The organism is Nitrospira sp. NS4 (genome assembly GCF_049546785.1).
Classification (GTDB): domain Bacteria; phylum Nitrospirota; class Nitrospiria; order Nitrospirales; family Nitrospiraceae; genus Nitrospira_D.
Map to the genome: position 1 here is coordinate 74,537 of NZ_JBMWAN010000004.1, position 23,881 is coordinate 98,417.

Annotated in this window: 19 protein-coding genes; 12 read left to right on the forward strand and 7 right to left on the reverse strand. The window is 61.0% G+C overall.

Annotation, left to right across the window (positions count from 1 at the left end; all coding sequences use genetic code 11):
• Positions 1-2: 2 nt before the first annotated feature.
• The 6 genes from alaS to ACO9S2_RS12325 form a co-directional block, all read right to left on the reverse strand.
• Entirely contained in the window at positions 3-2,636 is a 2,634-nt protein-coding gene (alaS, locus tag ACO9S2_RS12300) for an alanine--tRNA ligase (protein ID WP_423722622.1), read from the reverse strand.
• Positions 2,636-3,124, reverse strand: coding sequence for a regulatory protein RecX (locus ACO9S2_RS12305; protein WP_423722624.1), 489 nt, complete (start codon positions 3,122-3,124; stop codon positions 2,636-2,638). Before ACO9S2_RS12305 ends, alaS begins: the two co-directional genes overlap by 1 nt.
• Before the next feature lie 11 nt (positions 3,125-3,135).
• Complete coding sequence (recA, locus tag ACO9S2_RS12310; protein WP_423722626.1) at positions 3,136-4,215, reverse strand: recombinase RecA; 1,080 nt, start codon at positions 4,213-4,215, stop codon at positions 3,136-3,138.
• A 201-nt stretch (positions 4,216-4,416) separates the two neighbouring features.
• Positions 4,417-5,022: an RNA 2',3'-cyclic phosphodiesterase gene (thpR, locus tag ACO9S2_RS12315; protein WP_423722627.1), complete on the reverse strand. Its 606-nt coding sequence runs from the start codon at positions 5,020-5,022 to the stop codon at positions 4,417-4,419.
• Entirely contained in the window at positions 5,019-6,314 is a 1,296-nt protein-coding gene (locus ACO9S2_RS12320; protein WP_423722629.1) for a competence/damage-inducible protein A, read from the reverse strand. The genes thpR and ACO9S2_RS12320 overlap by 4 nt, the downstream gene beginning before the upstream one ends.
• Before the next feature lie 20 nt (positions 6,315-6,334).
• Complete coding sequence (locus tag ACO9S2_RS12325; protein WP_423722631.1) at positions 6,335-6,922, reverse strand: hypothetical protein; 588 nt, start codon at positions 6,920-6,922, stop codon at positions 6,335-6,337.
• A gap of 156 nt (positions 6,923-7,078) precedes the next feature.
• Between ACO9S2_RS12325 and ACO9S2_RS12330 the strand changes: the two genes are divergently transcribed.
• The 7 genes from ACO9S2_RS12330 to ACO9S2_RS12360 all read left to right on the forward strand — a co-directional run bounded on the left by ACO9S2_RS12330 (position 7,079) and on the right by ACO9S2_RS12360 (position 12,139).
• Complete coding sequence (locus tag ACO9S2_RS12330) at positions 7,079-7,801, forward strand: chlorite dismutase family protein (RefSeq protein WP_423722633.1); 723 nt, start codon at positions 7,079-7,081, stop codon at positions 7,799-7,801.
• Positions 7,802-7,870: 69 nt separating this feature from the next.
• On the forward strand, positions 7,871-8,530 hold the full coding sequence (locus ACO9S2_RS12335; RefSeq protein WP_423722635.1) for a hypothetical protein: 660 nt from the start codon (positions 7,871-7,873) through the stop codon (positions 8,528-8,530).
• Between the two features lie 208 nt (positions 8,531-8,738).
• Positions 8,739-8,957 carry a hypothetical protein gene (locus ACO9S2_RS12340; protein WP_423722637.1) on the forward strand — a complete coding sequence of 73 codons (219 nt, stop codon included), beginning with the start codon at positions 8,739-8,741 and terminating at the stop codon, positions 8,955-8,957.
• A 28-nt stretch (positions 8,958-8,985) separates the two neighbouring features.
• Entirely contained in the window at positions 8,986-10,164 is a 1,179-nt protein-coding gene (locus ACO9S2_RS12345) for a hypothetical protein (RefSeq protein ID WP_423722638.1), read from the forward strand.
• Positions 10,165-10,216: 52 nt separating this feature from the next.
• The gene (locus tag ACO9S2_RS12350) at positions 10,217-10,645 is read left to right on the forward strand and encodes a hypothetical protein (protein WP_423722640.1); all 429 of its coding nucleotides are present in this window, start codon (positions 10,217-10,219) and stop codon (positions 10,643-10,645) included.
• Between the two features lie 86 nt (positions 10,646-10,731).
• Complete coding sequence (locus tag ACO9S2_RS12355) at positions 10,732-11,136, forward strand: hypothetical protein (protein WP_423722642.1); 405 nt, start codon at positions 10,732-10,734, stop codon at positions 11,134-11,136.
• 130 nt (positions 11,137-11,266) lie between these two features.
• On the forward strand, positions 11,267-12,139 hold the full coding sequence (locus tag ACO9S2_RS12360) for a hypothetical protein (RefSeq protein WP_423722643.1): 873 nt from the start codon (positions 11,267-11,269) through the stop codon (positions 12,137-12,139).
• Here ACO9S2_RS12360 and ACO9S2_RS12365 read toward each other — a convergent pair.
• A complete protein-coding gene (locus tag ACO9S2_RS12365; RefSeq protein ID WP_423722645.1) occupies positions 12,133-12,990 on the reverse strand; it encodes an SDR family oxidoreductase in 858 nt (285 codons plus the stop codon). The genes ACO9S2_RS12360 and ACO9S2_RS12365 overlap by 7 nt on opposite strands.
• Positions 12,991-14,283: 1,293 nt before the next feature.
• Between ACO9S2_RS12365 and ACO9S2_RS12370 the strand changes: the two genes are divergently transcribed.
• The 5 genes from ACO9S2_RS12370 to ACO9S2_RS12390 all read left to right on the forward strand — a co-directional run bounded on the left by ACO9S2_RS12370 (position 14,284) and on the right by ACO9S2_RS12390 (position 23,851).
• Positions 14,284-18,570 carry a beta strand repeat-containing protein gene (locus ACO9S2_RS12370; protein WP_423722646.1) on the forward strand — a complete coding sequence of 1,429 codons (4,287 nt, stop codon included), beginning with the start codon at positions 14,284-14,286 and terminating at the stop codon, positions 18,568-18,570.
• A 58-nt stretch (positions 18,571-18,628) separates the two neighbouring features.
• Positions 18,629-18,985: a hypothetical protein gene (locus tag ACO9S2_RS12375; protein ID WP_423722647.1), complete on the forward strand. Its 357-nt coding sequence runs from the start codon at positions 18,629-18,631 to the stop codon at positions 18,983-18,985.
• A gap of 115 nt (positions 18,986-19,100) precedes the next feature.
• Positions 19,101-19,478, forward strand: a complete 378-nt coding sequence (locus ACO9S2_RS12380; RefSeq protein ID WP_423722649.1) for a hypothetical protein — start codon at positions 19,101-19,103, stop codon at positions 19,476-19,478.
• A gap of 498 nt (positions 19,479-19,976) precedes the next feature.
• Positions 19,977-21,503, forward strand: coding sequence for a ShlB/FhaC/HecB family hemolysin secretion/activation protein (locus ACO9S2_RS12385; protein ID WP_423722650.1), 1,527 nt, complete (start codon positions 19,977-19,979; stop codon positions 21,501-21,503).
• A 20-nt stretch (positions 21,504-21,523) separates the two neighbouring features.
• Positions 21,524-23,851, forward strand: a complete 2,328-nt coding sequence (locus ACO9S2_RS12390; RefSeq protein ID WP_423722652.1) for a CHAT domain-containing protein — start codon at positions 21,524-21,526, stop codon at positions 23,849-23,851.
• Positions 23,852-23,881 lie beyond the last annotated feature (30 nt).

The window sequence follows — 23,881 nt, forward strand, 5'->3', positions numbered from 1 at the left end:
GTTTACCGCTGAAGGGAGGATTCGACCAGACCAAAGACCTTTTCAAGCGCGGCATCCAGACGGGCGGGGTCCTTGCCGCCGGCTTGCGCCATCTCGGGGCGTCCGCCTCCGGTGCCGCCGACCTCCGCCGCCATCGCCTTGATGAGCTCCCCGGCCTTGAGCTTCCCGATGAGATCCTTCGTGACGACGACCAGCAGCACCACCTTGCCGTCATCCGTCGCCGCGCCGAGCGCCACGACGCCGCTCTTGAGCTTATCGCGCAATTGATCGGCCAGCGCCCGCATGCCGTTCACGTCCAACCCGTCGGTCCGCTGCACGTGCACCGGCACGCCGGCGACCGTCCTGGCCGTCGACGCGACCGCGGAGCCGCTCGCCATCTTCAATTTCAACTCTTCCAGTTCCCGCTCTTTGTCCTTGAGCTGCGCGAGCACCTTGCGTGTCTTGGACACCAGCTCAGGCTGCCCGACCTTCAACAGCTCGGACATCTCCCGCACCTCGGCTTCCAGCTCCTTCACCAGCGCGAAGGCCCCGCTCCCGGTCTGCGCCTCGATCCGGCGCACGCCGGCCGCCACGCCGGTTTCCGAGACGATCCGGAACAAACCGATCTCCCCCGTGTGCCGGCAGTGAGTCCCGCCGCAGAGTTCCTTGCTGAAGGCTTCGACCGTCACCACGCGCACCTGCTCGCCGTACTTATCGCCGAAGAACGCCAGCGCTCCTTTGGCCACCGCGTCTTGAATGCTCATCACTTCCGTCGTCACCGCTTCGTTCTTCCGGATCTCGTTGTTGACGGTCGTTTCGATCTCATCGATATCGCGGGATGACAAGGGCCTGAAATGCGCGAAGTCGAACCGCAGGCGATTGGGCCCCACCAGCGATCCATATTGCTTCACGTGCGGGCCGAGCATATCCCGCAAGGCCGCATGCACGAGATGCGTGGCCGTGTGATTGCGCGCGGCATCCTGCCGGGTCGTCGCGTTGACGGACATGCGCAGCTGTTCGCCTTCCCTGATGCGCCCCTTGCTCACCGTCCCCTTGTGCAGAATCAGCGTCGGCACGGGCCTGGTGGTTTCCTTGATGTCGAGCCGCCCTTCCGGTCCGACGAGCACGCCCTGATCGCCGACCTGGCCGCCGCCTTCGGCATAGAACGGGGTTACGTCGAGCGCGACTTCCACGTCATCGCCTTCGACCGCTTCCTTGACCATCCGTTCGCCCTTGAGGATCGCCTGCAGCACCGCGTCGGTTTCGAGCCGGTCATAGCCGACGAACTTCGTCGCGCCCAATCGTCCGGCCAGCTCCGACACCACCGGCCTGGCGGTCTCCTGCTCGAAGCCGCCGGTCTTGCGGGCGCGAGTGCGCTGCTCCTCGATCGCCTGATCGAAGCCCTTCTCATCGACCGTCATCCCCTGCTCGCGGCAGGACTCGCCGATGAGGTCCATCGGGAACCCGTACGTATCGTAGAGCTTGAAGACATCCGGACCGGACAGGACCGTCTGCCCGGCCGACCGCGTCTTGGCGATCATCTCGTTGAGGATCGGCAATCCCTGATCGAGGGTGGCGATGAACCGTTCTTCCTCGCCACGCGTCGCTTCGGCGATCGTCCCTGCCGCCGCCTTCACTTCGGAATAGACGCCCGCCATCTGCTCCACCACCACCGAACTCAGCTCATGCAGAAACGGTTCGACGATGCCGAGCAGACGGCCATGGCGCGCCGCACGCCGGAGAATGCGCCGCAGGACGTAGCCGCGACCTTCATTGGACGGCAGCACGCCGTCGGTCATCAGGAAGCTGATCGCGCGCAAATGATCGGCCACGACGCGCATCGAACGATCGGCCGTGTCTGTGTGTCCGTACTGCGTCCCCGCCCGCTTCGCGATGGCCGTGAGCAACGGCCTGAAGAGATCGCTGTCGTAGTTGCTAAACACCCCCTGCGCCACCGCCGTCAGCCGCTCCAGCCCCATGCCGGTGTCGATGCTGGGCTTGGGCAGGGGATTCAACTTCCCGGACGCGTCCCGGTTGTACTGCATGAACACGAGATTCCAGATCTCGATGACGCGATCGCCCTCGCCGTTCGGCATGTCGTCGCCGGGCACGGAGGGACCCTGATCGAAGTGAATTTCCGAGCAGGGGCCGCAGGGACCGGTATCGGCCATCTGCCAGAAGTTATCCTTCTCGCCGCAACGGACGATGCGCGACGGCGACACCCCGATCTTCCGCCAGAGCTGATCGGCCTCGTCGTCCTCCCTGAAAACCGTCACCCACAGACGGCTCTTGTCGAGCCCGACCGTCTGCGTCAGAAACTCCCAGCCGAACTTGATGGCGTCCTCCTTGAAATAGTCGCCGAAGGAGAAGTTCCCGAGCATCTCGAAGAAGGTGTGGTGCCGTCTCGTGTACCCGACGTTTTCAAGATCGTTATGTTTGCCCCCCGCGCGCAGGCATTTCTGCACGGTCACGGCACGCTTGTAGGCCCGCGTCTCCTCGCCGAGAAAGACCCGCTTGAACTGGTTCATCCCGGCGTTGGTAAACAGCAGGGTCGGATCGGCCTGGGGAATCAGCGCCGAGCTCGGCACCGCCTGGTGCCCCTGCTGTTCAAAGTACCGGATAAACGCCTGCCGAAGTTCGTCTGCGCTATGCTTCATCAATCAGATCCTTCACGCTCTGAACGAGCCCCGATAATACGGTCAATCGTCTCTTCCTCGAAACCCCACTGACGTAGGAGACGCACCGCCTGGACCGGCGTCACTCGACGCCCGTTGCGCTGCCTGGCCTTGAGCGCCCTTCGCGCCAGGGCCTCTTCGTCCACCTCTTGCAGGGACGTGCCAATCGCCTCGTCGGCGACCGCCTCCCCGATTCCCTTGGCCTGCAGTTCCGCTTTCAGCCGTTCACGCCCCATGGGCCGGCGGGTGAGACGGCTCTCGACCCACCGCTCGGCATAGGCGCGATCGTTGAGATAGCGGAGGTCGGACAAGCGGCCAATGATCTGCCTGGCCTGGGCGGGAGAGGCCCCTTTGCTCCTGAGAAACTGCTCGACCTGAGCGACCGTCCGATCCCAGCGCGCCAGGTACCGGACAGCCAGATGCATCCACTCGTCGGGAGACGACGGGCCGGTCCGTCTCTGGGCACCCATGCTCACGCTACCTACTTATGAGCCTTCTTCTCGTCGGCCTTGCTCGCCGACTTCTCTTTCTCGTCCTTGGCTTCAGCCTTCTTTTCGCTCCGCGCCGGCACCCCGGCCAGCTCGCGCAGCTTCGCTTCCACCTCAAGCGCCGCCGCCGGATTATTCTTGAGGAAGGAACAGGCCGCCTCGCGGCCCTGGCCGATCCGCTCACCTTTATAGGAGTACCAGGCGCCGGACTTATCGATCACCTTCTTTTCGACGCCGATATCGACCAGCTCGCCCACCTTGGAAATGCCTTCCGCGAACATGATGTCGAACTCCGCCTGCCGGAACGGCGGGGCCATCTTGTTCTTCACCACCTTCACGCGGACCCGGCTGCCCATCACATCCTGGCCTTCTTTAATGGACTCGATCCGGCGGATATCCAGCCGCACCGATGAATAGAACTTCAGCGCGTTGCCGCCGGTCGTCGTTTCCGGGTTGCCGAACATCACGCCGATCTTCATGCGGATCTGGTTGATGAAAATCAGCGTCGTCTGCGACTTGGAGATCGCCGCCGTGAGTTTGCGCAACGCCTGCGACATGAGCCGCGCCTGCAAGCCCATATGGGAGTCGCCCATCTCGCCTTCGATCTCGGCCCGCGGCGTAAGCGCCGCCACCGAGTCCACGACGATCAGGTCGATCGCCCCGCTGCGCACCAGCGTTTCGGCGATTTCGAGCGCCTGTTCGCCGGTATCCGGCTGCGACACCAGCAGATCGTCCGCCTGCACACCCAGCTTCTTGGCATAGGTCAGGTCCAGCGCATGTTCCGCGTCGATGAACGCCGCCACCCCGCCGGTCTTCTGCACTTCGGCGATACAATGGAGCGTCATCGTCGTCTTGCCCGAGGCTTCCGGACCGAAAATTTCGATCACCCGGCCGCGCGGCAAGCCACCGACCCCGAGGGCGATATCCAGGCCCAGCGACCCGGTCGAAATCGCCGGGACATCGGCCGCCCGGTCCTCGGCTCCGAGCTTCATGATGGCACCCTTCCCGTACTGTTTTTCGATCTGGGACAGGGCCAAATCCAACGCGCGCTTCTTGTCCTCTTTCTCAGACATCAGTGCACTCCTCTAAATCTACAACCGTGAAACGTCCGCTCGTGAAGCGTATCCCGGGAGAACTGAAGACCTCAGATTTTGCGAGATACGAACAACACTTCACGAACGACAAACGAGCGGTGGGGATTATACCCAAAGCAGGAGGGGGAAACCTAGCCTCTCGCGGCCCTAATGGTCTCAGTCAGAGACTTGGAAAATCGGCTAGGGAAAGCGCACTTCCCACAGCTTCGTATAGACCGGCCCGGCGGGGCGCAATTCGCTTTTCATCAGGACCAGTGATTCCACTGGCAGCGTGCCCAACGAAAGCGGTTGATCCATCACGCCGCTCTTGGCCAGGGCCTGCCCCAGGTGACGCTCTCCTGCTTTGATCCGCGCCAGGGTGAGATGCGGGCTCAAGGGCCTGGATTCCGGCGCGAAATCCAGCAACTCGCCACAGTCTTCAACCGCTCGATGCAGCGCGGCCAGCCGCTTTGCCTCCTCGCCTTTCTCCCACTGTTCCGACGCGCCCACCCACAAAACCCGCGGCTGTTGAACATGGGGGAAGGCCCCGAGTCGTTCGATCGGGATCTGTATCGCTCGATGGCCCTTCACCGCCTGATTAATGGCCTCGCGCATGGGCTCGACCAGCGCTTCATCGGTGTCGCCGAGAAATTTGATGGTGAGATGGATGGAAGCAGGCTGCACCCAGGAAATGCGAACGTCCTTGCTCAAATCGCGGCCGAGCCGTTGTTTGAGATCCTGCTGAACCTGCCCGAGTTGTTTCCTGAGATCTTCGCTGAGTTCGACGGCAAGAAAGGCTCTGATCATAGACCACCTCTATCCAGCACCCAGCGCCGCAGAAGATCCAGCGCCGCCTGGGAAGACCGCTGTTTGATGACCTGGCGATCCCCGTGAAAGCGAAACTCCCTCGTGATGACATCCCCTGCCCCGCCATCCAGTCCGACATAGACCAATCCGACCGGCTTCGTCTCCGTCGCCCCGCCCGGCCCGGCGATGCCGGTCACGCTCAGTCCCACCGACACACCGGCCCGCTCGCGAATCCCCTTCGCCATGGAAGCTGCGACTTCCCGGCTGACCGCCCCATGTTTCGCAATCAGCTCCGCCGGCACACCCAGCATATCGCTCTTTGACTGGTTGCTGTAACAGATCGCGCCCCGATCGACATAGGCGGACGAGCCCGGCACCTGTGTGAGCCGATGACCGATCAGTCCGCCGGTGCAGGACTCCGCCACGGCCACCGTGAGTTTCCGCTCCGCCAGGAGCCGCCCGACCACGTCTTCCATGGTCTCCCGTCCCTCGGCAAAGAGCCACTCGCCCAATCGGGAACGGACCTGCCCGGCGAGCCGTGGCAACGGATCGGCCTTCACCCTCTTTCCACCCGGCCTGGTCGTCAACGAGACGAGCACCCCCATGGGCGAGGCGAGCAGACCGAGATCGATGGGCGCTCCCTTCGGCATCAATCCGGATAGTCTGGCATCGACCTCCGCCTCCGGCAGTCCCCACGTGTGAAAGACCAGGCGGGTGATCGGTTGCGGGCGCCGTCCTTTGGACTGAGCGAGTTGAGCGGTCAACAGGGGGAGGACCGATTGCGTCATCATCGCTTCCATCTCGCGCGGCACGCCGGGAAGCGAGACGACCGTAGCCCCTTTCCACGACACCCAGAACCCCGGCGCGGAGCCGACAGGATTGGGAATTACCGTGGCGCGGGAGGGAATCATCGCCTGGCGCAGCTGCCCTTTGTTCGGCGTCCTGCCCCATTGGGCCAGACGCGCGGTCATCCCATCGAGCGCTTCCTTGCGGCGCGCCAGCCGACGTCCCGTCGCCTCAGCGATCGCCTCTCTCGTGAGGTCATCCACCGTCGGCCCCAGGCCGCCGGTCATCACGACGACACCGGCGCGGCTTGCCGCAGTCTTCAAGACCTGGACCATGTCCGCCTGGTCGTCCCCCACCACCGATTTAAAACGCACTTCGATGCCCAGGGTGCCCAGCAACTCCGCAATGAACAGCGAGTTGCTGTCGGATCGCCCGCCGACGAGCAGTTCGGAACCGATGGCGATGGTTTCAGCGGTGAACGGCGACCGACGGGGTTTCTTGAGCATGATACGTGAGCCTGTCCGGACTAGCGGATGCCGGAGAAGTCCAGCATGAATGACGTCTCGCCGCCGTTGGCCGGAAAGACCGTGATGGTTGTCCTGGCTGTGGGATCGAAGTCGCTGTAGTCGAACGAAGCCACGACTTTGGCCTTGAAGCGAGGACTGTCCGGCCAGGCCGCGCTCCGGTTGGCCTGTCCGTCGAAACGCACCGTGACAGGCTTGACCGTCCGGCCTCCCTGATCGAGCACCATATAACTATCCACGGCGAAGTTCGGCAGATTCCCGAAGATCACCGTGCTGATGAGCATCGTCTTCGCCTCGATCACCTGCGCGACATCCGCCTCGCCCGGTTGGAGACCTCTCAGCGCCATGTGCGTCGCCATGACCGAGAGCGCCCCCAGCTTCGTAATGAGAAATCCGCCCGGATGCAGATCATCCCCGGCCCCGAAGCGGACATAGAAGCTGTCCGGCGGCCCTCCCTGTCGGGCCATCGCCTTGCCCGCCTCGAGCGCGGCCCGGATCTCTTCAGCCCCCGGTTGAACCTCGATCGCAAAAGCCGCAGGCGCGTTCAACGCGAGCGCCGCAACGGCGCAACGGACGAGCCAATGACCCATCGAGCTCCGCATGCTGTGAAGCCGTACCAGATCGATTTTCGCCTGTCAACGAAGGCCCGCCGGGTCGCCAGCCCGTTGACAAGACCGAAGATGAAGTGCTAAAGAAACCAGCCTTTACTACCGTGCATTTTCAAGAAGTTACACGGAGGAGTTTCCATGTCCAGCCCTGAACAAACACAGCCAGCCCAGGCGCCAAAGCGTCAGTACGTGAATTTCGTGTTCTATAAAATCGACCCGGCCTGGCGCCGCCTCCCGGAGGATGAGCGCACCAAGGGGAAGCAGGAGTTCCTGCGCGCCGTGGAAGACTACGCCGGCAAGGTGATGGTCATCGCCTATTCGGCGGTCGGTATCCGCGGCGATTGCGACATTATGCTCTGGCGCATCAGCTATGAGTTAGAGCTCTTCCAGGAAATGAGCACCAAGATCCTGGCCTCGGGGCTGGGCAAGTACATCACGACCCCGTATTCCTACCTCTCCATGACCAAGCGGTCCATTTATGTGGACAACCACACGCACGAAGGGCAGGAGAGCAAGCGCCTGACCGTTGTGCCGGGCAAGGGGAAGTACATTTTCGTCTACCCCTTCCTGAAGACCCGCGAGTGGTTCCTGCTGACCAAAGCCGCCCGGCAGGGGATGATGGACGAACACATTGAAGTCGGCCACCGCTTCCCGTCCGTGAAGCTGAACACGACCTACTCATTCGGCCTCGACGATCAGGAATGGGTCGTGGCGTTCGAGAGCGATAAGCCGGAAGATTTCCTCGACCTGGTCATGGCCCTGCGTGAAACGGAAGGGTCGCGCTACACGTTGCGCGACACTCCGATCTTCACCTGCATTCGCCGCAGCCTGAAAGAAACCCTCGATACGCTCGGCGGCTAGGGCGTGAGATAAGATGGAGCATGAACGGCCTTCGATCGTCCGATCGAAGGCCGTTTGTTTTTCCCGACGATGAGCCCACCGGTTGACCCACGCGCCGCGCTGCTGTCGGTCCTGATCCCCGGGCTGGGACAACTGTCCCAGGGACGGCGTCTCCAGGCCCTCGCGGCGTTCATCGTAACGCTGCTCCTCCTTGTACTCAGCGCCTGGCTCGGACGGATCACCGACCGGGCCGTCGAAGTCCTCGTCTTCATGGTCCTGGCGCTGCCCTGCTGGGTCCTCCAGAGTTACGATGCCTACCTCGGACCGGGCAATGGCCGATCCGATATGCTCCGGACCTGGAGTCTCGTGTGGCAACGGGGACACGACATCCGGTTCCTCGGACTCCTCCTGCTCATCAGTGCGCTGAACGACACCTGGATCATCCTCAAGAATCTGGACTATCTCCTCCCCTTCTACTGCACCAGGCTGGACGGAGTCGCCGGTTTCGCCACCAAGGCCATCTCGCCCGCGCTGCATCTCGCCGTCGGCTATGGCTTTATCCGCCTGCGCCGGTGGGCCCTCTTCGTCTATCTGGTCTATGCGGCATACGGGTTCACCAACGGCATGGTCAACCTGACCTGCTTCGGCCCCGGACGCATCCGGAATACCCTCTTGGCGGCCATCGTTCTCTCCACGCTCTACATTCTCCGGCGGCGGCACGTCCTGCTCGAGAAATCCCCTGGTGGATAATCATCCGGCAGGCTGGTCAAACCGGCCGTCCAGCAAGGCCGCAGTGCTGCAGGGATACGAGGCGTACTGGATGTGGTACGTCCAGCATGCCCGTAGCGCGAGAACGCTGCTGGAGGCCGGTTTCAGCAGCCTGCCATGGCTTTGACAGCCAAATCGCGCATGTGTTACCTCTACTGGGTCACCTTTCACTAACCAACCTGGTCTATCGATGGCTGATACCACCGCCCTCTATGCCCTCCGGTTTCCGGATGGTTCCGTCAGTCTGTATATCGACGAAGTCTATGCCCAGGAACGCGGCGTGGACCCGTCCAAACTCGTGCGCATTGAAATCCCCCGCGAAATGTTCATCAGTGGAAGCGTCCAGGAAGTCCGCGAATACGTCGCCCTCTACCTGGAAACCCATCAACAGCAAACCGGGAACGCCTAATCGGGGCAGACAGGATTCACCCACAACTATGCCGTCCACCATGACCTCCCCCCTCACCGCGGAACTGATCCAAGACGTCATTGCCGGCATGCCGATTCAAGGCCGGATCATGCTGCGGCTCATGCTGCTCCAGCATTTCGACGTCACGCAGGACGAAATTCTGTTTATGGTTTCGGACCGGCCCGATCCCCGCTGCGTCTCCGGCACCAAACCCATTACCACAATGACCCAGGAAGCCATTACGGCCATGAAGAACCGGCGGGATGAATATCGCAAGCGGGCGCGCCTGAAGCGGGAACGGACCTGGCTCCAATGCACGGCGCTGCGCAAACTGGCCGCCACGTCGGAATTGCTGGCCGACCGCGCCGCGACCTTGTTGCGCACCACCTATGGCGTCTCCGCCGAAACGATCGCCGACCTCGAAGCAAAAGCCCGGGTCGCCGTGCCACGGCCCCTCTTGCGGATGCTGGAAGAGCGCTGGGATGCCGACGAAATTTCCGCCGAGGAATATCAAAAGCAGCGGCTCGCGGTTGAATTGCAGCTCCAAGTCCGCATGGCCGAACGGTTCCGGAAACGCCTCGCCCTGGCGGAACGGGAACAGCAGACCGCGGACGGCAACACGCTCCAGGACCATGAGATCGGACACATCTGGGGCATTCCGGCCGGCACCCTGGCTGCCAGAAAAGTGAAGTTTCTCTCGCAATATCTGATGGCCTTGCAGGCCAAACTGACCGGCGCGCCCGTGCAGCCGAATACCGCGCCGCCGCTCGACCTCTGGAAGGAGACGCTGGCCGTCCTCTCCCGCACCCCTATCGAGCGGTCCATCGCGACCTACGACGGGCTGGAAAAGACCGAGACCGCCTTGATCGACAAACTGTCGCTCTATGTGGTCGGCGCGCTCCCCGAAGAAACCGAAGTAAAGTTCTGGAACTCGCTCGTCTATGGCGCCAGTTCCCAAGCCGTGCATACTGAAATCACACGGACCCTGTTCGGCCTGCAGCGGCTCGTCTCCCTTCAGAACGATACCGACACCAGCCCCGAGGCCCTCGATGAAGAGCTCATGAAACGCACCGCGCCACGCGCCAAAGCGGAAGCGCTCGAAGGTCCGGGCGAAGAGGCCAAACCGGAAATCACCGATATGCAGAAACAGATTCTGCACAACTTTATCGGAGAGGACGTCAGCGGCCGGGCATCGGACAAGTGGTAAGACGCGCGGCGCATTGCCAATCACATTTGTTGCGGTATAATCGGATCACGCTATGCTCAGACCAGCCATCAACCAGCCGGCCGCTTCCGCATCGATCCTGACAGGCCTGTTCATCAGCCTGATCGTCGCTCTCGGACTCCCCTGCGGCGTATCGGCAGCCGGTCTGCTGGAAATTGCCGAATTGATCGCGCACCCGGAGCAGTACGACCATCAGGATGTGGTCGTGAGCGGAAAAGTCACCAACATTCAGCTCGCCACCAACCGGCAGGGACAACCGGCTTATGGCTTTCTCCTGCAGGACCAGGCCGGCACCCTCAAAGTCGTCAGCCTTGGCCAGGTGGAAGTCCGCGAGGGCGACCAGGTGATTGTCGAAGGGGTCTTCAGCCGGTTGCGTCAGGCGGGCCGGACCATTGTCTACAACGAAATCAAAGCGCTCTCCGTGAAACCGATGAACCGGCTGAATCCCGACCTCGTCGGCTAGGGAGTTGAACAGCCGCCCCGTCAACGCCCGGACGAGGCCGACTGTGACCGTTCCTGTTCCCATCTGAACAGACAACCATCCGATCCATGCACTCCCCACTACGGACCCATATCAACGGCATCTTCACCCTGAGCCTCGGCGTGATCGCCCTCGCATGGTTCAGCGGTTGCGCCACCGCCGCCCAGGTCGGCGAGTACCCCAATCAACAGCGCATGGTCGGTAAGTCAAAGGCCGCGATCCTGGCCTGTGCCGGGAAACCGGTCAAGGAACAGACCAGGAACGACGTGACGCTCCTGCAGTATTATCGTGAAGCGCCGATGCTTGAAGAATCGGCAGCGGTCGGGAAGGGCAGCTTTCCCACCATCCACCATGGCTGCTGGGCCACCGTGATTATCGCCGAGGACCGCGTCACTGAAGTGCGCTACCGCTTCGCCCCCCCCACCTTCGACGCCTCCAACGACTGCGAAGAAATTTTCGAGCCCTGCCAATAGTAGTTCGAGCTGCCCGGCCGCCACAGCCCGTTGTTTTTTTCGGCCTGGCCGATAGACACAAATCGTGGTACTGCTAGCCGCTATGACACGGTTTCACCCACTCCGTCCGATCGCGCGAGGATTCCTCCTCATGCTCCTGTTCCTGTGGCCGTTCGAGGCGCAGGCGCTGGAAAAATACGGCCGTCCCCTGCCGTCGATGGAGGGAGCGGATGAGAACGGCCATGAAGCGGAGGAAACCCTCTTCGGCGGCTACCTCCTCACCGGCGTATTCGCGAAGAATCCCTCGTTCGCCGCCAGACCGGACAACACGGGCCTGGTCGGCCTGCGCCACATGCTCCACCTTGAAACCGACCTGTACAAACAGTATCTGACCTTCTACACCGACCAGAACTTCTTTTCGGACCGCACGAACGGTTGGATCGAGCTGAGCGAGTGGGACGGCACTTACGCCTTTACCGGCGTCCTCGATCATTTCGCCTGGCGGCTGCAATATGAGCGGGATGCGCCGCTCGACCGCACCGGCCTCATCCAGGCCTACGCCGACGGGCTCGTGACGGCCAAACTTCAGTCAGCCCAGGACATGGCCTGGTGGCGCCGCATTTTCCCGAACCAGAGCCTCACCATGTATGGAGGAGCCGGCTGGCTCTTTCACAACAGCAATTATTTCGCCAGACCGGACAACAGCGGTCGGGCGCTCTTTCGATACGTCGCCCACGCCGACCTCGACCTCTACAAGAACAAGGTCGTGCTCTACGGCGATGTGAACATGTTCACCGACCGGGAAGCCGGCAATCAGGCACGGCCGACAGAACTGGATTGGATCGTCGGGCTTGCCCTGCGGTGGCGCCAAACGGAATTAGCCATCTACCATGAGCAGGATCAACCTCTGGATCGAGCGGGCCTGGTCCAGAAATATCTCGCGGTCCAGCTCCGCTTTTCCTTCGACGTCTCAAAGCAGGATCTGGGCATCGGGAAATCGGCTGGCGGCGCGCCGGCTCAATGAGGCAGGTTCAAGATCCTGGTCATCAGCCGGTCCGACAGGCGATCGGGAAGCAGTTTGACCATGATCGCGCGCAACTTCGCATCACGTCCGACCAGATACCGGGTCTTCGGATGATCCGCCGTCAGGGCATGCTCCACCACTTGGGCCACCGCCTCCGCGGGAATCGCCCGCGCCGCCGCTTCAGCCACCCGGGCCCGCACCCCTGCCACCACGCCCGCATACAGATCTTTCAATTCACCCGAGGTCGTGGCTTCCAACTCGTCGGCCTTCGCGCCCGACTTCTCCCAGATCGGCGTCGCAATCGCCCCCGGCTCCACAATCGAGACCTGAATCCCCCACTGCTGCACCTCCAGCCGCAGCGCATCCGTGAGCGCCTCCAGCGCGAACTTCGACGCGGAATAGGGCCCCATCAGCGGCATCGCGGCGCGGCCCGCAATCGACCCCATATTCACGATACGCCCTCGCCCCTTTCGCAACAGGGGAAGAAAGGCCTGAATCACCGCCACCTGGCCGATTACATTCACCTCAAACTGCCGCCGAAGGTCCGGAATCGGCACCGCTTCCAGCGGGCCGGCCACAGCAATTCCTGCATTATTCACCAGCCCGGCCAGGCCCGCCTCCCTGAGCAGGCTCGCAATCAGTTGCCGCGCCCGGTCGATCGACGCCGTATCCGTCACATCCAACAGGACCGGCTGCAACCGCGGCGACGCCTCAGCCTTCAATAACTCTCCGTCCGCCTCTCTCCGCACCCCTGCAAAGACCGTAAAACCCAGGCGATCAAGATGCAGGGCACAGGCCGCCCCGATCCCGGTCGACGCGCCTGAAATCACCACCGTCCGCGCTCGTTCCATCTCCACCCTCCACAGACCTGAATGAACCGGTTCGAAGAGTAGCAGCTTTCCCCTGGCGAATCAGTATCCACCAACCGTCTGCGTCACGTTTCGGCGAGTCCGGAAAGCATCCTACAGGGGAAAGCAGGGCATTTCTCCCGCCATGAATCCCTTTTGATCCAACATGGATGCTTTCCGGTTCTCCTGACGAGGTCAGATCCGTCCGACGATCTCAATGCCAAGTGAAGCAGATCTTCTCAGTACCCACGCCAATCGGGCAATTCCAGGTATTCCAACCAGGGAAAGCCCCACTGCCTGGTACAGGCCTGTGTTTTGCACAATGGCTAGGACATGACGATGGACGACTCGACAGAAACTTCGCCAAGAGACTGGCCGGAATGGGAAGGAGGCCATCATGGATCTCTCACTGATCATATTTATCTCGAACGTCCTCTTGGCGCTCTTCCTATACATCGTCATACGCTGGATCTGGCAGGACTGACCGGCCGCCACAGGAGAGAGCGGAGAGGGCCCGTCTGCTTCATCAACCGGACCGTGCGACAGACGGGCAGACACAGAAGAGCCTGCACAGCCTCGGCGTGGAGCCGACCAGGCGTCACCCGGCTCACAAGCCGGGTCGCATCGCTCCACATCGTCTGGATTGTGCCCAATCCAGACCGCAGTGTCGCCCCCACACCGAGGGCACGGGAGCCGCGGGTCCAACCTTCATGGAGCCGCGGCCCCTTCAATACCCTTCAGGGGGACATGAGGACCCTAGAGTAAGGACATATCAAAACGAGGCCATCGCTCATTTGCCTGGGCTCAGACAACCAGTGAGAGCCTAAACAGACAGCAGCAAAACGGGCGATGCCCACAGGACTCCACCAGGCCTCCTCCGTCAGCAGTCAGCGTTTCTGTAATGGAAACGCCGGGGAGACCTGAAGGACATGGGAATGCAAGCAATGGTGCCCAACCGGAATATCTTGGGGGAGGGCTGCGCTCTGGCTGTGTTCTACTAGGGCAGATCGACCCTACCCAAAAGGGTTATTGCCAAATTGCCAGCAAAAGCCTAGCTACAAGATACTGAGTGGTAGGTGGCACGCAGTCCACGACCGGATCGGTCGAATGCGAGACAAGGAGATGCCACGGATGGGCTCTCAGGTTCGCATGATACCCCCCCTTCTTCTCCCTTCTCAGAATCTGACCACTTCCTTAGCTGCCAGTCCCATAACGCGGGAAAAATGTCCTGACACCTTTCCCCTACTCAACAGAACCAGTGCTGTTCGAGTCCTTGAGGCTCCAGAAGGGCGCCACATGAAACCTTTAATTGTGCTGATGCGTAGTCTGATGGCAGCGCAGTTGCTGCTTTTGCTGCTGCCCTCAGTAGTTGCGTTCGGACAGGTGGCACCTCCCATCACCTCCTCAGGTCTGAACACCCAGGTCAGCGCGCCAGTCACGCTTCCCTCTGGACAAACCCAATACAACATCACCGGTGGCACGAGACCCGGAGGTGGGGCCAATCTGTTTCACAGCTTCGGCAACTTCAACGTTCCGAATAACAACATCGCCAACTTCCTTAATGACTCCGGCCTTGCCACATCCAATATTCTTGGTCGCGTCACGGGCGGCAATATCTCGAACATCTTTGGGACCATCCAAACCACCGGCTTCGGCAGCGCGAATCTCTTCTTAATGAATCCGGCCGGCTTTTTGTTCGGCCCCAATGCCACAGTGAACGTCGGCGGGATGGTCGCCTTCACGAGTGCTGATTATCTCCGACTGGCCGATGGGGTGCGATTCAATGCAACCCCTAACGCGACCGCCGATGCGTTGTTAACTCCCTCCCCCGTCGCCGCGTTCGGCTTCTTGGGATCAAATCCAGGTGCGATTACCGTTCAAGGCAGCCAGTTCACGGTAACGGAAGGAACAGGCATTTCCCTGGTCGGCGGGAACGTCTCGATTCAATCCGGCACACCGGAAAATGGAACGGTTCAACCCGCTCGACTCTCCGCACCGAACGGCAAGATTCAACTGGCCAGTGCCGCATCGCCCGGAGAGTTCGATGCCGCGACACTCCAGCCGCTGCCAAACGTGAATGGGTCATCCTTTACCTCCTTTGGATCGGTCACGCTGGCGCCAGGCTCAACTATCAATGTCAGCGGCGCGAACACGGTCTCCATTCGCGGCGGACAATTTGTCATTTCAGTGGACAATGCCGTGCTCACAACTGCTGCAACCCCTGCGCAAGCTGACAGTGTCATCCTCAATAACGGGAGTGTGATCGCAGCGGAAACGAGTGGTGCTACATCATCTGGAGACATAACGCTCAACGCAAATACTGTGCAACTGAATGATGGCTCCTTAATCGCAACGACCAGCCAGGGTGGCGGCGCTGCCGGGAATATCAATCTCACCGTGTCGCAATCACTAACTCTCCAGGGAGTTGATTCCTCAGGAAATCCAAGCCGCCTTTTGAGCGATAGCAATTCGAGCGGCAATAGCGGAGCCATAAACATTCAAGCTCCCTCGGGTTCAGTATTGCTTGATGGAGGACTAATTAGGACCTCTACGAACTCCGACGGTTTGGCTGGCGATATCAACCTGAATGTTCGCAATCTCACAGCCCGAGCAGGGGGGCAGATCCTTACGAGTGGAAGTGACGCAGCTCCCTCCGGTTCAATCACTGTCAACGCTTCGGACCTCATTTGGCTCACAGGTCGGCCTAATCCTTCAGACCCATCGTCGTCAAGCGGCATATTCAACGTAAACAATGGATTCAACGGCACGGGAAGCATTTCCATCACAACGAACAACTTGCTTATGGAGCAGGGAGCAAGAATCAGAAATGATGCTTTTTTCGACCTTGGTGGCACCGAGGCACCAAAAATTTCCATTGCGGCTAGCAATAATGTGACACTCTCAGGAGGAAGCGGGATCATAGTTGACACCAATTTTGGCGACGTCGGCTCGCTCGCGATCACCGCACACTCGATCTCACTTTCTGACGTCAGCGTCATTTCCACACGAACTATCGGGCCAGGTGCAGGGGGACCAATCACATTAACCGCCGACACTATTTCAATCAGCGGCGGCAGCCAAGTCGTGAGCTCCACCGAACAAGACGCGGGCCGAGGCGGCGATGTGACAATCGTAGCGACGGATCGACTTAGCCTCTCGGGACAGGGTGTTGATCAGAACGGCAGTACCATCTCAAGCGGCATCTTCACATTTAGCAGTCCCTTTGCTACAGGAGATGCAGGTACCGTGTCGGTATACGCGGGCACGGTGGAGATTTCCGGTGGCGCGCAGATCAACAGCAGCACCTTCGGCTCCGGTGCGGCGGGGAACATCACCTTGCAAGGCACGGCGAGCCCAGCGCAATCCATCCTGATCGACGGCTCGGGAAGCGGCATCTTCACGACCACCTCGGGCACCGGCGCAGGTGGCAACATCAACATCAACGCCAACTCGGTCACGCTCCAGAACGGCGGCACCCTTTCGGCTGCCACGGCCGGCACAGCCCCCTCCGCCACCGGCGGCACTATCACAGTGCAGGCGGATCAGATTGTGCTTCAGAGTGGCGCAACGATCAACAGCAGCACGTCAGGAAGTCCAGGCGACGGCGGCACAGTGACACTCTACGCAACCGACTCGATTGCTCTCTCGAATTCCACCATCTACAGCAATAGCCAATCATCACTGGGAACACCAAGTCTCGGTAATGGGGGCCAACTTAATCTCACGGCACCACTGATCACCCTCACACAAGGGAGCGCTCTCCTTGCCACAACTAATGGCCCTGGCCACGCCGGCACTATCGAACTGAATACAAACACCTTGAGCCTCACCGACATGAGTGTGATCCAGACATCAACCCAAGGTCCCGGCCCCGCAGGCAGCATTACCGTGCAAGGGCTTGGAGGAAGCGGGACCAAGGCCCAAACCGTCTCATTAGCTGGAGGAAGCGCACTCTCAAGTACGTCGAACGGCAATGATGAGGGGGAAGGCGGAGCCGCAGGCAATATCCTAGTAGAAACTCAAACGCTCAGCCTTTCCGGAGGCAGTCAGATCACAACCTCATCCCTCTTTAGTCCGGGCGATGCGGGCACCATCACGATCAATGCGGGGAAAGAGGTCATCCTCTCGCAGGGCATTCTCACAAGCCGTAGTGAGAGCAACATTCCTGATGAGTTCGTCACGGACTACGCCATTGGCAATGCCGGATCCGTTATTGTCTCCGCGCCTACAGTGACCCTGATGAACCACAGTAAGATTTCCTCTACTACAGACTCGCGCTATCCGGGCGATCCATCGAAGGGCAATGCTGGATCAGTTACAATCCGCACGGCCAATCTGAATCTCAGTGAAGGTAGCCAGCTGACAAGTAGCAGCATTATCGGTGATTCAGGTCAGTCCCCGGTCGGCAATGCCGGCAGTGTGACGATTGAAGGGCAGGCCGGAGCAGGCACCAAAGCAAATACGGTCACAATTGACGGAATCAACAGCGGCATATTGACGGAGACGCAAGGCACCGGCGCAGGCGGCAACATCAACATCGCGGCCAACTCGGTCACCCTCCAGAACGGAGGAATGCTGTCGGCGACGACCTCCGGCAGCGTTCCAGAAGCCACCGGCGGCACGATCACGGTGCACGCAAATCAAGTCCGGCTGAACAACGGCGCGCTCATCACTGCCGCGAGCACTGGAGCTGGAGCCGGCGGCTCGATCACGATCGGTGCTGACAGCACCTTCGCAAGCAACGCCGGCACGGTGAGCAGTACGGCCACGCAAGCCACAGGCGGCGACATCACCATTACCGCCGGGCAATCGGTCACGCTGGACAACGGCTCGCTCATCACGGCCAGCAGCAGCGGACCCGGCGATGCCGGGAACATCCTCATCAACGCGGGACACAACTATACAAGCACGAACAGTGCAGTGACCACGCGAGCCACGGCACCGGACACTGATGCCAGTGGAGGAAACATCACGGTACTGGCGACCGATATGGTGCAGCTCACCAACAGCCAACTCGACGCCTCGGTGCAGGGATCCTTGACGACGGTTGGCGGCAACATCACGATCGATCCTCAATACGTAATTCTGACGAACAGCCAGATCCTCGCTCGAGCCAGCCAGGGCCAGGGTGGCGTGATCTCCATCAACATCACCAACGGAGGGCTCTATCTGCCCGATGCAATCAGCACTGTCAGCGCCTCCTCGCAATTCGGCGTGAACGGCACCGTAACGATTCAGTCGCCAAACTCCCCGGCCAGCGGCAAGATCAACCCGCTCTCGCAAAAGCCCTTGATCGTCACATCGCTCCTGAGTCAGCGCTGTGCGGCCCTGGCCAGCGGCGAGCTCAGCAGCCTCACCGTGGCGGGACGGGACAGCCTGCCGGCCGAGCCTGGCAGCTGGCTCTCGACCCCCTTGGCCCTGTCGAGCGAGTTTGGCGACGGCACGTTAACCCAAGGAGGCACGCACACGAGCCTGAACGACCCACAGGAGGAAAGGCCCCTCCTCTCCCTGCGGCAGATCGCCCCGCCGGGGTTTTTGACCCGAGCGTTTGCCCAGAGTGAAGCCAATGGGTGTGACTCATAGCCTTAACGCAAACCACGGTCATTCAATACGTGGGCATAATAAAAAAGGGGGAACAACTATGGCACCAAAGTTTGCAACGAGCCCTTCAAGCGATCCGGCAGAGAAGCAAAACTATAGTAAAGGCGGTCATGGGGGCGGGCCACTTTATACCTTCAAATGGCAAAATTCTCATGGATTGCACGCGGCAGTCAATGCCACGAAGTGGGTCATTTGGATTGGCCAAAACGCAGGTGGGGGAGAGAAATACAAAACACAGAACCCCATTCAAGACACCGGCAGCAACATCATCACTGATACAAATATCCCGGATGCCGCCCTGCCGATTGGGGCAACTTTGTGGGTTACACCAAAGTATCAGAAAGCTGATGGCTCATGGAATGATGGCACATCGACACAATTTACAGTTGTGGCCTAGTGGTACTTCATGAGGACCCACGATCCAATCGATGACCTGCGGGCTTCTGAATCACTATGGCAATGGTTCATCAATACAGGGGCTTTTCCCAACTAGGCTGACCAGGAGGTGTGAGATGCCAGCTGTATTCATTAGTGATCCACCTAATGGAACCGTACTGGATTATTCAAAGAAACTGACGGTTCGGTGGGACAGTGATCCCAAAGGGGCGGTCAAGAGCTGGAAGTTGTATCTCGGGACTGAGGATGGACGATGGGACCTTCTTATGTGCGAACAAGGTGCCGTGAAACAGATCGACCTTGATCCCCATGATTTGCCGCTCGGCGGTCGATTGTTTGCTCAGGTTAGAGGAACCTACGATGGGAAATCGAGACCAGAACCCGGGAAACCACCCGAAGACATAGAAGAACGCGTGGTTTCAAACATTGTCCAGTGGATTTGTCCAGATGCGACTCAGGCGCCACCTCCGCCTCGCGGCCTGAAAGTAGGGTGACGGCGCTTGTCCAGTGGATTTGCCCGGATGCGACTCAGGCACCTGCGTGGTGTAAAGAGACGGTGCATAGCGAGAAAGCGGCACAGGAGCACGCATGAACAACCAGCCAGGGAAGACTCCCCACCTCTCCTTGCGGCAGATCGCCCCACCGGGCTTCCTGATTCGGTCCTTTGCCGTAGAAGGGTCGGTGGGCTGTTCATCATGATTAATGACAAGGAGGATCCTGGGGAGGGACATTTCCTACGATTCGGACGACACCACTTGAGTGCGATTGGTTTAATAATGTGTACGGTACTGGCAGATCCTCCAACCTTTGCACAACTTCCTCCGATCGATCCGATTCCTCCGTTCGATCCGACAGGCCGATCAGGTCAACCGCTGGGCCCGTTAGAGGAAGAGTATGTACGTCCGCAGCCGCCTCCGCGTCCCGTCCTTCCGATTGTCCCCGTCCCCCCGGAGGGCGAGATACAGAGACAGCCCGGCGCCGCCAGGGTCTTCGTGCGCGATGTGCGGGTCGTCGGCAACACGGTCTTCCCGGAGGCCGAGATCGCCGCAATCACCGACCCCTATAAGAACCGGACGCTGGTGACGGAGGATCTTGAACGGCTCCGCTTGGCGCTGACCCTCCTCTACGTCAACAACGGCTACCTGACATCCGGCGCGATCATCCCCGATCAGGACGTGGTCGCAGGCGTCATCACGATCCAGATCATCGAAGGCAAGCTGACGCAGATCAACGTCGAGGGCAACCGCTGGTTCAGGTCTTCCTACCTCCACGATCGTCTGGAACTCGGCGTGCAGACCCCGGTTACCCTTGCACCCTTGCAGGAACAGCTGCAGCTCTTGCAGCAGGATCGCCGGATCGAGCGCGTCAACGCGGAACTGCGCCCCGGCGACGAACGCGGCGAGAGCGTGCTGAATGTGCGCGTGACGGATCGCCAGCCGTTCCATGCCTCCCTGGAAGTGAGCAACTACCAGACACCCCTCGTCGGCGAGATACGCGGAATCGGCACGTTGACCCACGACAACCTGACCGGGCACGGCGACCCGCTCAGCCTGAGTTATGGCCAGTCGAGCGGCGCGCTTCCGATCGTGTATGGATCCTACGAACTCCCGTTGAACCGCTACGGGACCAGCTTTTCGCCCTACTACCGACGCTACGACTTCAAACTGGTCGAGTCGCCGTGGGATCCGCTGAACATTAAAACCAACACGGAAATCATCGGGATGACCCTACGCCACCCGATCTATCGGACCGTCACCGATGAGATCGCGCTCTCGATCATCGGCGAGCACCTGTTTACGCAATCCTTTCTCTTTCACGGCACCCCGGACGAGATGCCGCTCAATAGTTTCCCCGGATTTCAGAACGGCGCCGCCACGGTGTCCGCTCTCCGCTTCGCGCAGGACTGGACCCACCGCACGGTCGACACGGTGCTGGCGCTCCGCTCACGATTCAGCTTCGGCCTGAACGTCCTTGGGGCGACGATCAATTCCGACTCCGACACGCCGGACGGGCAATTCTTCTCCTGGTTGGGGCAGTTTCAGGGGATCAAGCAATTCGGCGAGGACCTCCTCGGCATGCAGCTCCTCGGCCGCATGGATCTGCAGCTGACCAACTCGCCGCTGTTTCCGCTCGAGCAGGTCGCGCTGGGCGGACGGTATTCGGTGCGGGGCTACCGCGAGGTGACGATCCTGCGGGATAACATGTTCATCGCGTCGGTCGAGGCGCGCTTTCCATTGCTCCGTTGGGCCAGCGGCGAACCGCTGGTGCAATTGGCGCCCTTCGTGGACGTCGGGCACGGATGGAGCCTCGGCGAGAACCGCCCGTCCCCGATTACCCCGAACCCCAACCTGCCCGACACCCTCGCCAGCGCGGGCGTCGGGCTCCGGTGGAACATCCTGCCGAAGGATCGGGCGAGCTTCGAAGTCTATTGGGGCCAGCAACTCAATCATGTGCCGAAGGTCGGGAACAGCATTCAGGATCAGGGCGTACACCTGGGCCTGGTGGTCAACGTTTTCTAACGGGAATCGAGGCACACCCCATGCGTCAGTTTCATGCGATGACCTCGACATTATCCAGGCTCCTCCTCGTCCTCCTCGCCCTGACCAGTCTGATACTGACCCGGACCTCCGGCACGTTTGCCGCGGTCGCCCCTTCTCCTGAGGCCCTGATGCAGCAGGGAGCGCAAGCCTATCAACGCGGGGCGTTTGAGCAGGCCCTCGCCGCATGGAAAGAGGCCGCCCGGCTCTATGAGCGTGACGGGAAGACCGGGGACCAGATCGAGGCGCTCACGTTGTCCGCCCGGGCCGCGCAGACCCTCGGCCAAACCTCACAGGCGCTGCTCCAGCTCGATCTGGCGCTCGTCCTCTCACAGAAGCACGGCGACCCGCTGGTGATGGCAGGCGTCCTGGCTCATCTCGGACGCACCTACCTCGCCGCCCGGCAACTCGCCGAGGCCGCTGAACGATTGAATGAGGCGCTGGAGCTGGCCCGCCGCCATAACTCCCCTTCGCTTGCCGCCGCCACGTTGAACGACCTGGGCGTGCTTCAGGCCATCCGGCGCCAGGACCGGGAGGCCCTCGCGTCCTTTCAGGAAAGCGCGACGATCGCGCAGGATGCCCGGCTGCCTCTGGTCGCGATCACCGCGCAGATCAACGCGGCGCGCGCGGAACTGCGCCTCGGAAAGCCGCAGGGCAGCCGCCTCTTCCTGGATCACGCGTTCGAGCAGATATGGGAGCTGCCTCCTTCCCACGACAAGGCTGTCGGCTTGATCAATATCGGCTTGGGGTACGGGCAACTCCCCGCGCTCCTGCCTGCCATCAGCGCCCCGTTGCTGCTCCGCGCCGCCGGAGTCCTGCAGGAATCGGTGGCGCTGTCCGAGCAATTGGGCGATATGCGGAGCTTGTCCTACGGGCTCGGCTATCTCGGGCATCTGTATGAAACGGAATATCGGACGGACGAGGCTCTGCGGTTGACCCGCCGCGCGGTGTTTGCGGCCCAATCCGCCGGCGCGCCGGAATCTCTCTATCGTTGGCAATGGCAGCTGGGCCGCCTGCAGGCGTCGAGCCGTCACCTCGACGAGGCCATCGCGTCCTACCGGCAGGCCGCGGCCACCTTGCAACCCATCAGACCGGAGGTGGCCCGCGCCTCCTATAACGCCTCGAGCCAGGACCAGGAGTCAGTGCGCCCCCTGTTTGTTGAACTCGCGGATCTGCTGCTCCAGCGCGCCGGATTGACCAAGGATCCCCCGGCTGCGCAGACCGATCTCCTGGCCGCGCGCGACGCTATCGAGGCCTTCAAGGCGGTCGAGCTGCGGGAGTACTTCAGGGACGATTGCGTCGATGCGCTCCAGGCCCGCATCGCCAGGCTGGACACCCTCTCGCCGACCACGGCGGTGATCTATCCGATCCTGTTCGCGGACCGCCTGGACATGCTCGTCAGCCTGCCGACCGGCATGACGCGGATCTCCGTCCCAGTGCCTGCCGTGACATTGTCGCAGGAAGTGCGCGCCTTCCGCCGCACAGTCGAGAAGCGGACGACCAGGGAATATCTCCCTCATGCCCAACGGCTCTATGACTGGCTTGTGCGCCCGATCGAGGCCGAGCTGACCCGCTTGCAGATTCACACGCTGGTCTTTGTCCCGGACGGGGCGCTTCGCACCATTCCCCTGGCAGCCCTGCACGACGGAAGCGAATTCCTCATTCAAAAGTTTGCGGTGGCCCTGACCCCCGGTATTACGCTGACGGATCCCCACCCGTTGAATCGGGAGAAGATTCGCTTCCTGGCCACCGGACTCACCAAAGGGGTCCAGGGTTTCCCCCCTCTCCCCTACGTGGCGGAGGAAATGGATTCGATTCATACGCTCTACGCCAGCGATCAACTCCTCAACCAGGACTTTCTCACCGCCAAACTGGAACAGGAGTTGCGTGCGGGACGATATGGGATCTTGCACATCGCCACCCATGGGAAGTTCTCGACCGACGCCAACGATTCCTTTCTCCTGACCTTCGATGGCCGGCTGACCATGAACAAACTGGACCAACTCATCGGCCTCTTCCGCTTCCGGGATGACCCGCTTGAACTCCTGACGTTGAGCGCCTGTCAAACCGGGATCGGGGATGATCGCGCCGCCCTCGGACTGGCCGGGGTCGCGATCAAGGCCGGAGCCCGCAGCGCGCTGGCCACCCTGTGGTTCATCAACGACGAAGCGTCGGCCGCCCTGATGGCCGAGTTCTACCGTGAGCTGCGCGACCCGTCGCGGTCGAAAGCGGTCGCGCTGCAGCATGCGCAGCAGAAACTTCTGAGCGATCGGGTCTATGAGCATCCGGCCTATTGGTCGCCGTTCCTGCTGCTGAACAACTGGTTGTAATCGCCGAGCCGTCCTGTGATACAGTAGAGG

Excerpts from the sequence above, each read along its gene's own strand:
- recA (WP_423722626.1), bottom strand. The coding sequence starts at position 4,215 with ATGTCTGAGAAAGAGGACAAGAAGCGCGCGTTGGATTTGGCCCTGTCC.
- ACO9S2_RS12305 (WP_423722624.1), bottom strand. The coding sequence starts at position 3,124 with ATGGGTGCCCAGAGACGGACCGGCCCGTCGTCTCCCGACGAGTGGATG.
- ACO9S2_RS12335 (WP_423722635.1), top strand. The coding sequence starts at position 7,871 with ATGAGCCCACCGGTTGACCCACGCGCCGCGCTGCTGTCGGTCCTGATC.
- ACO9S2_RS12330 (WP_423722633.1), top strand. The coding sequence starts at position 7,079 with ATGTCCAGCCCTGAACAAACACAGCCAGCCCAGGCGCCAAAGCGTCAG.
- ACO9S2_RS12380 (WP_423722649.1), top strand. The coding sequence starts at position 19,101 with ATGCCAGCTGTATTCATTAGTGATCCACCTAATGGAACCGTACTGGAT.
- ACO9S2_RS12355 (WP_423722642.1), top strand. The coding sequence starts at position 10,732 with ATGCACTCCCCACTACGGACCCATATCAACGGCATCTTCACCCTGAGC.
- ACO9S2_RS12370 (WP_423722646.1), top strand. The coding sequence starts at position 14,284 with ATGAAACCTTTAATTGTGCTGATGCGTAGTCTGATGGCAGCGCAGTTG.
- ACO9S2_RS12340 (WP_423722637.1), top strand. The coding sequence starts at position 8,739 with ATGGCTGATACCACCGCCCTCTATGCCCTCCGGTTTCCGGATGGTTCC.
- alaS (WP_423722622.1), bottom strand. The coding sequence starts at position 2,636 with ATGAAGCATAGCGCAGACGAACTTCGGCAGGCGTTTATCCGGTACTTT.
- ACO9S2_RS12375 (WP_423722647.1), top strand. The coding sequence starts at position 18,629 with ATGGCACCAAAGTTTGCAACGAGCCCTTCAAGCGATCCGGCAGAGAAG.
- ACO9S2_RS12325 (WP_423722631.1), bottom strand. The coding sequence starts at position 6,922 with ATGGGTCATTGGCTCGTCCGTTGCGCCGTTGCGGCGCTCGCGTTGAAC.
- ACO9S2_RS12360 (WP_423722643.1), top strand. The coding sequence starts at position 11,267 with ATGCTCCTGTTCCTGTGGCCGTTCGAGGCGCAGGCGCTGGAAAAATAC.
- ACO9S2_RS12365 (WP_423722645.1), bottom strand. The coding sequence starts at position 12,990 with ATGGAACGAGCGCGGACGGTGGTGATTTCAGGCGCGTCGACCGGGATC.
- ACO9S2_RS12345 (WP_423722638.1), top strand. The coding sequence starts at position 8,986 with ATGCCGTCCACCATGACCTCCCCCCTCACCGCGGAACTGATCCAAGAC.
- ACO9S2_RS12320 (WP_423722629.1), bottom strand. The coding sequence starts at position 6,314 with ATGCTCAAGAAACCCCGTCGGTCGCCGTTCACCGCTGAAACCATCGCC.
- ACO9S2_RS12390 (WP_423722652.1), top strand. The coding sequence starts at position 21,524 with ATGCGTCAGTTTCATGCGATGACCTCGACATTATCCAGGCTCCTCCTC.
- thpR (WP_423722627.1), bottom strand. The coding sequence starts at position 5,022 with ATGATCAGAGCCTTTCTTGCCGTCGAACTCAGCGAAGATCTCAGGAAA.
- ACO9S2_RS12350 (WP_423722640.1), top strand. The coding sequence starts at position 10,217 with ATGCTCAGACCAGCCATCAACCAGCCGGCCGCTTCCGCATCGATCCTG.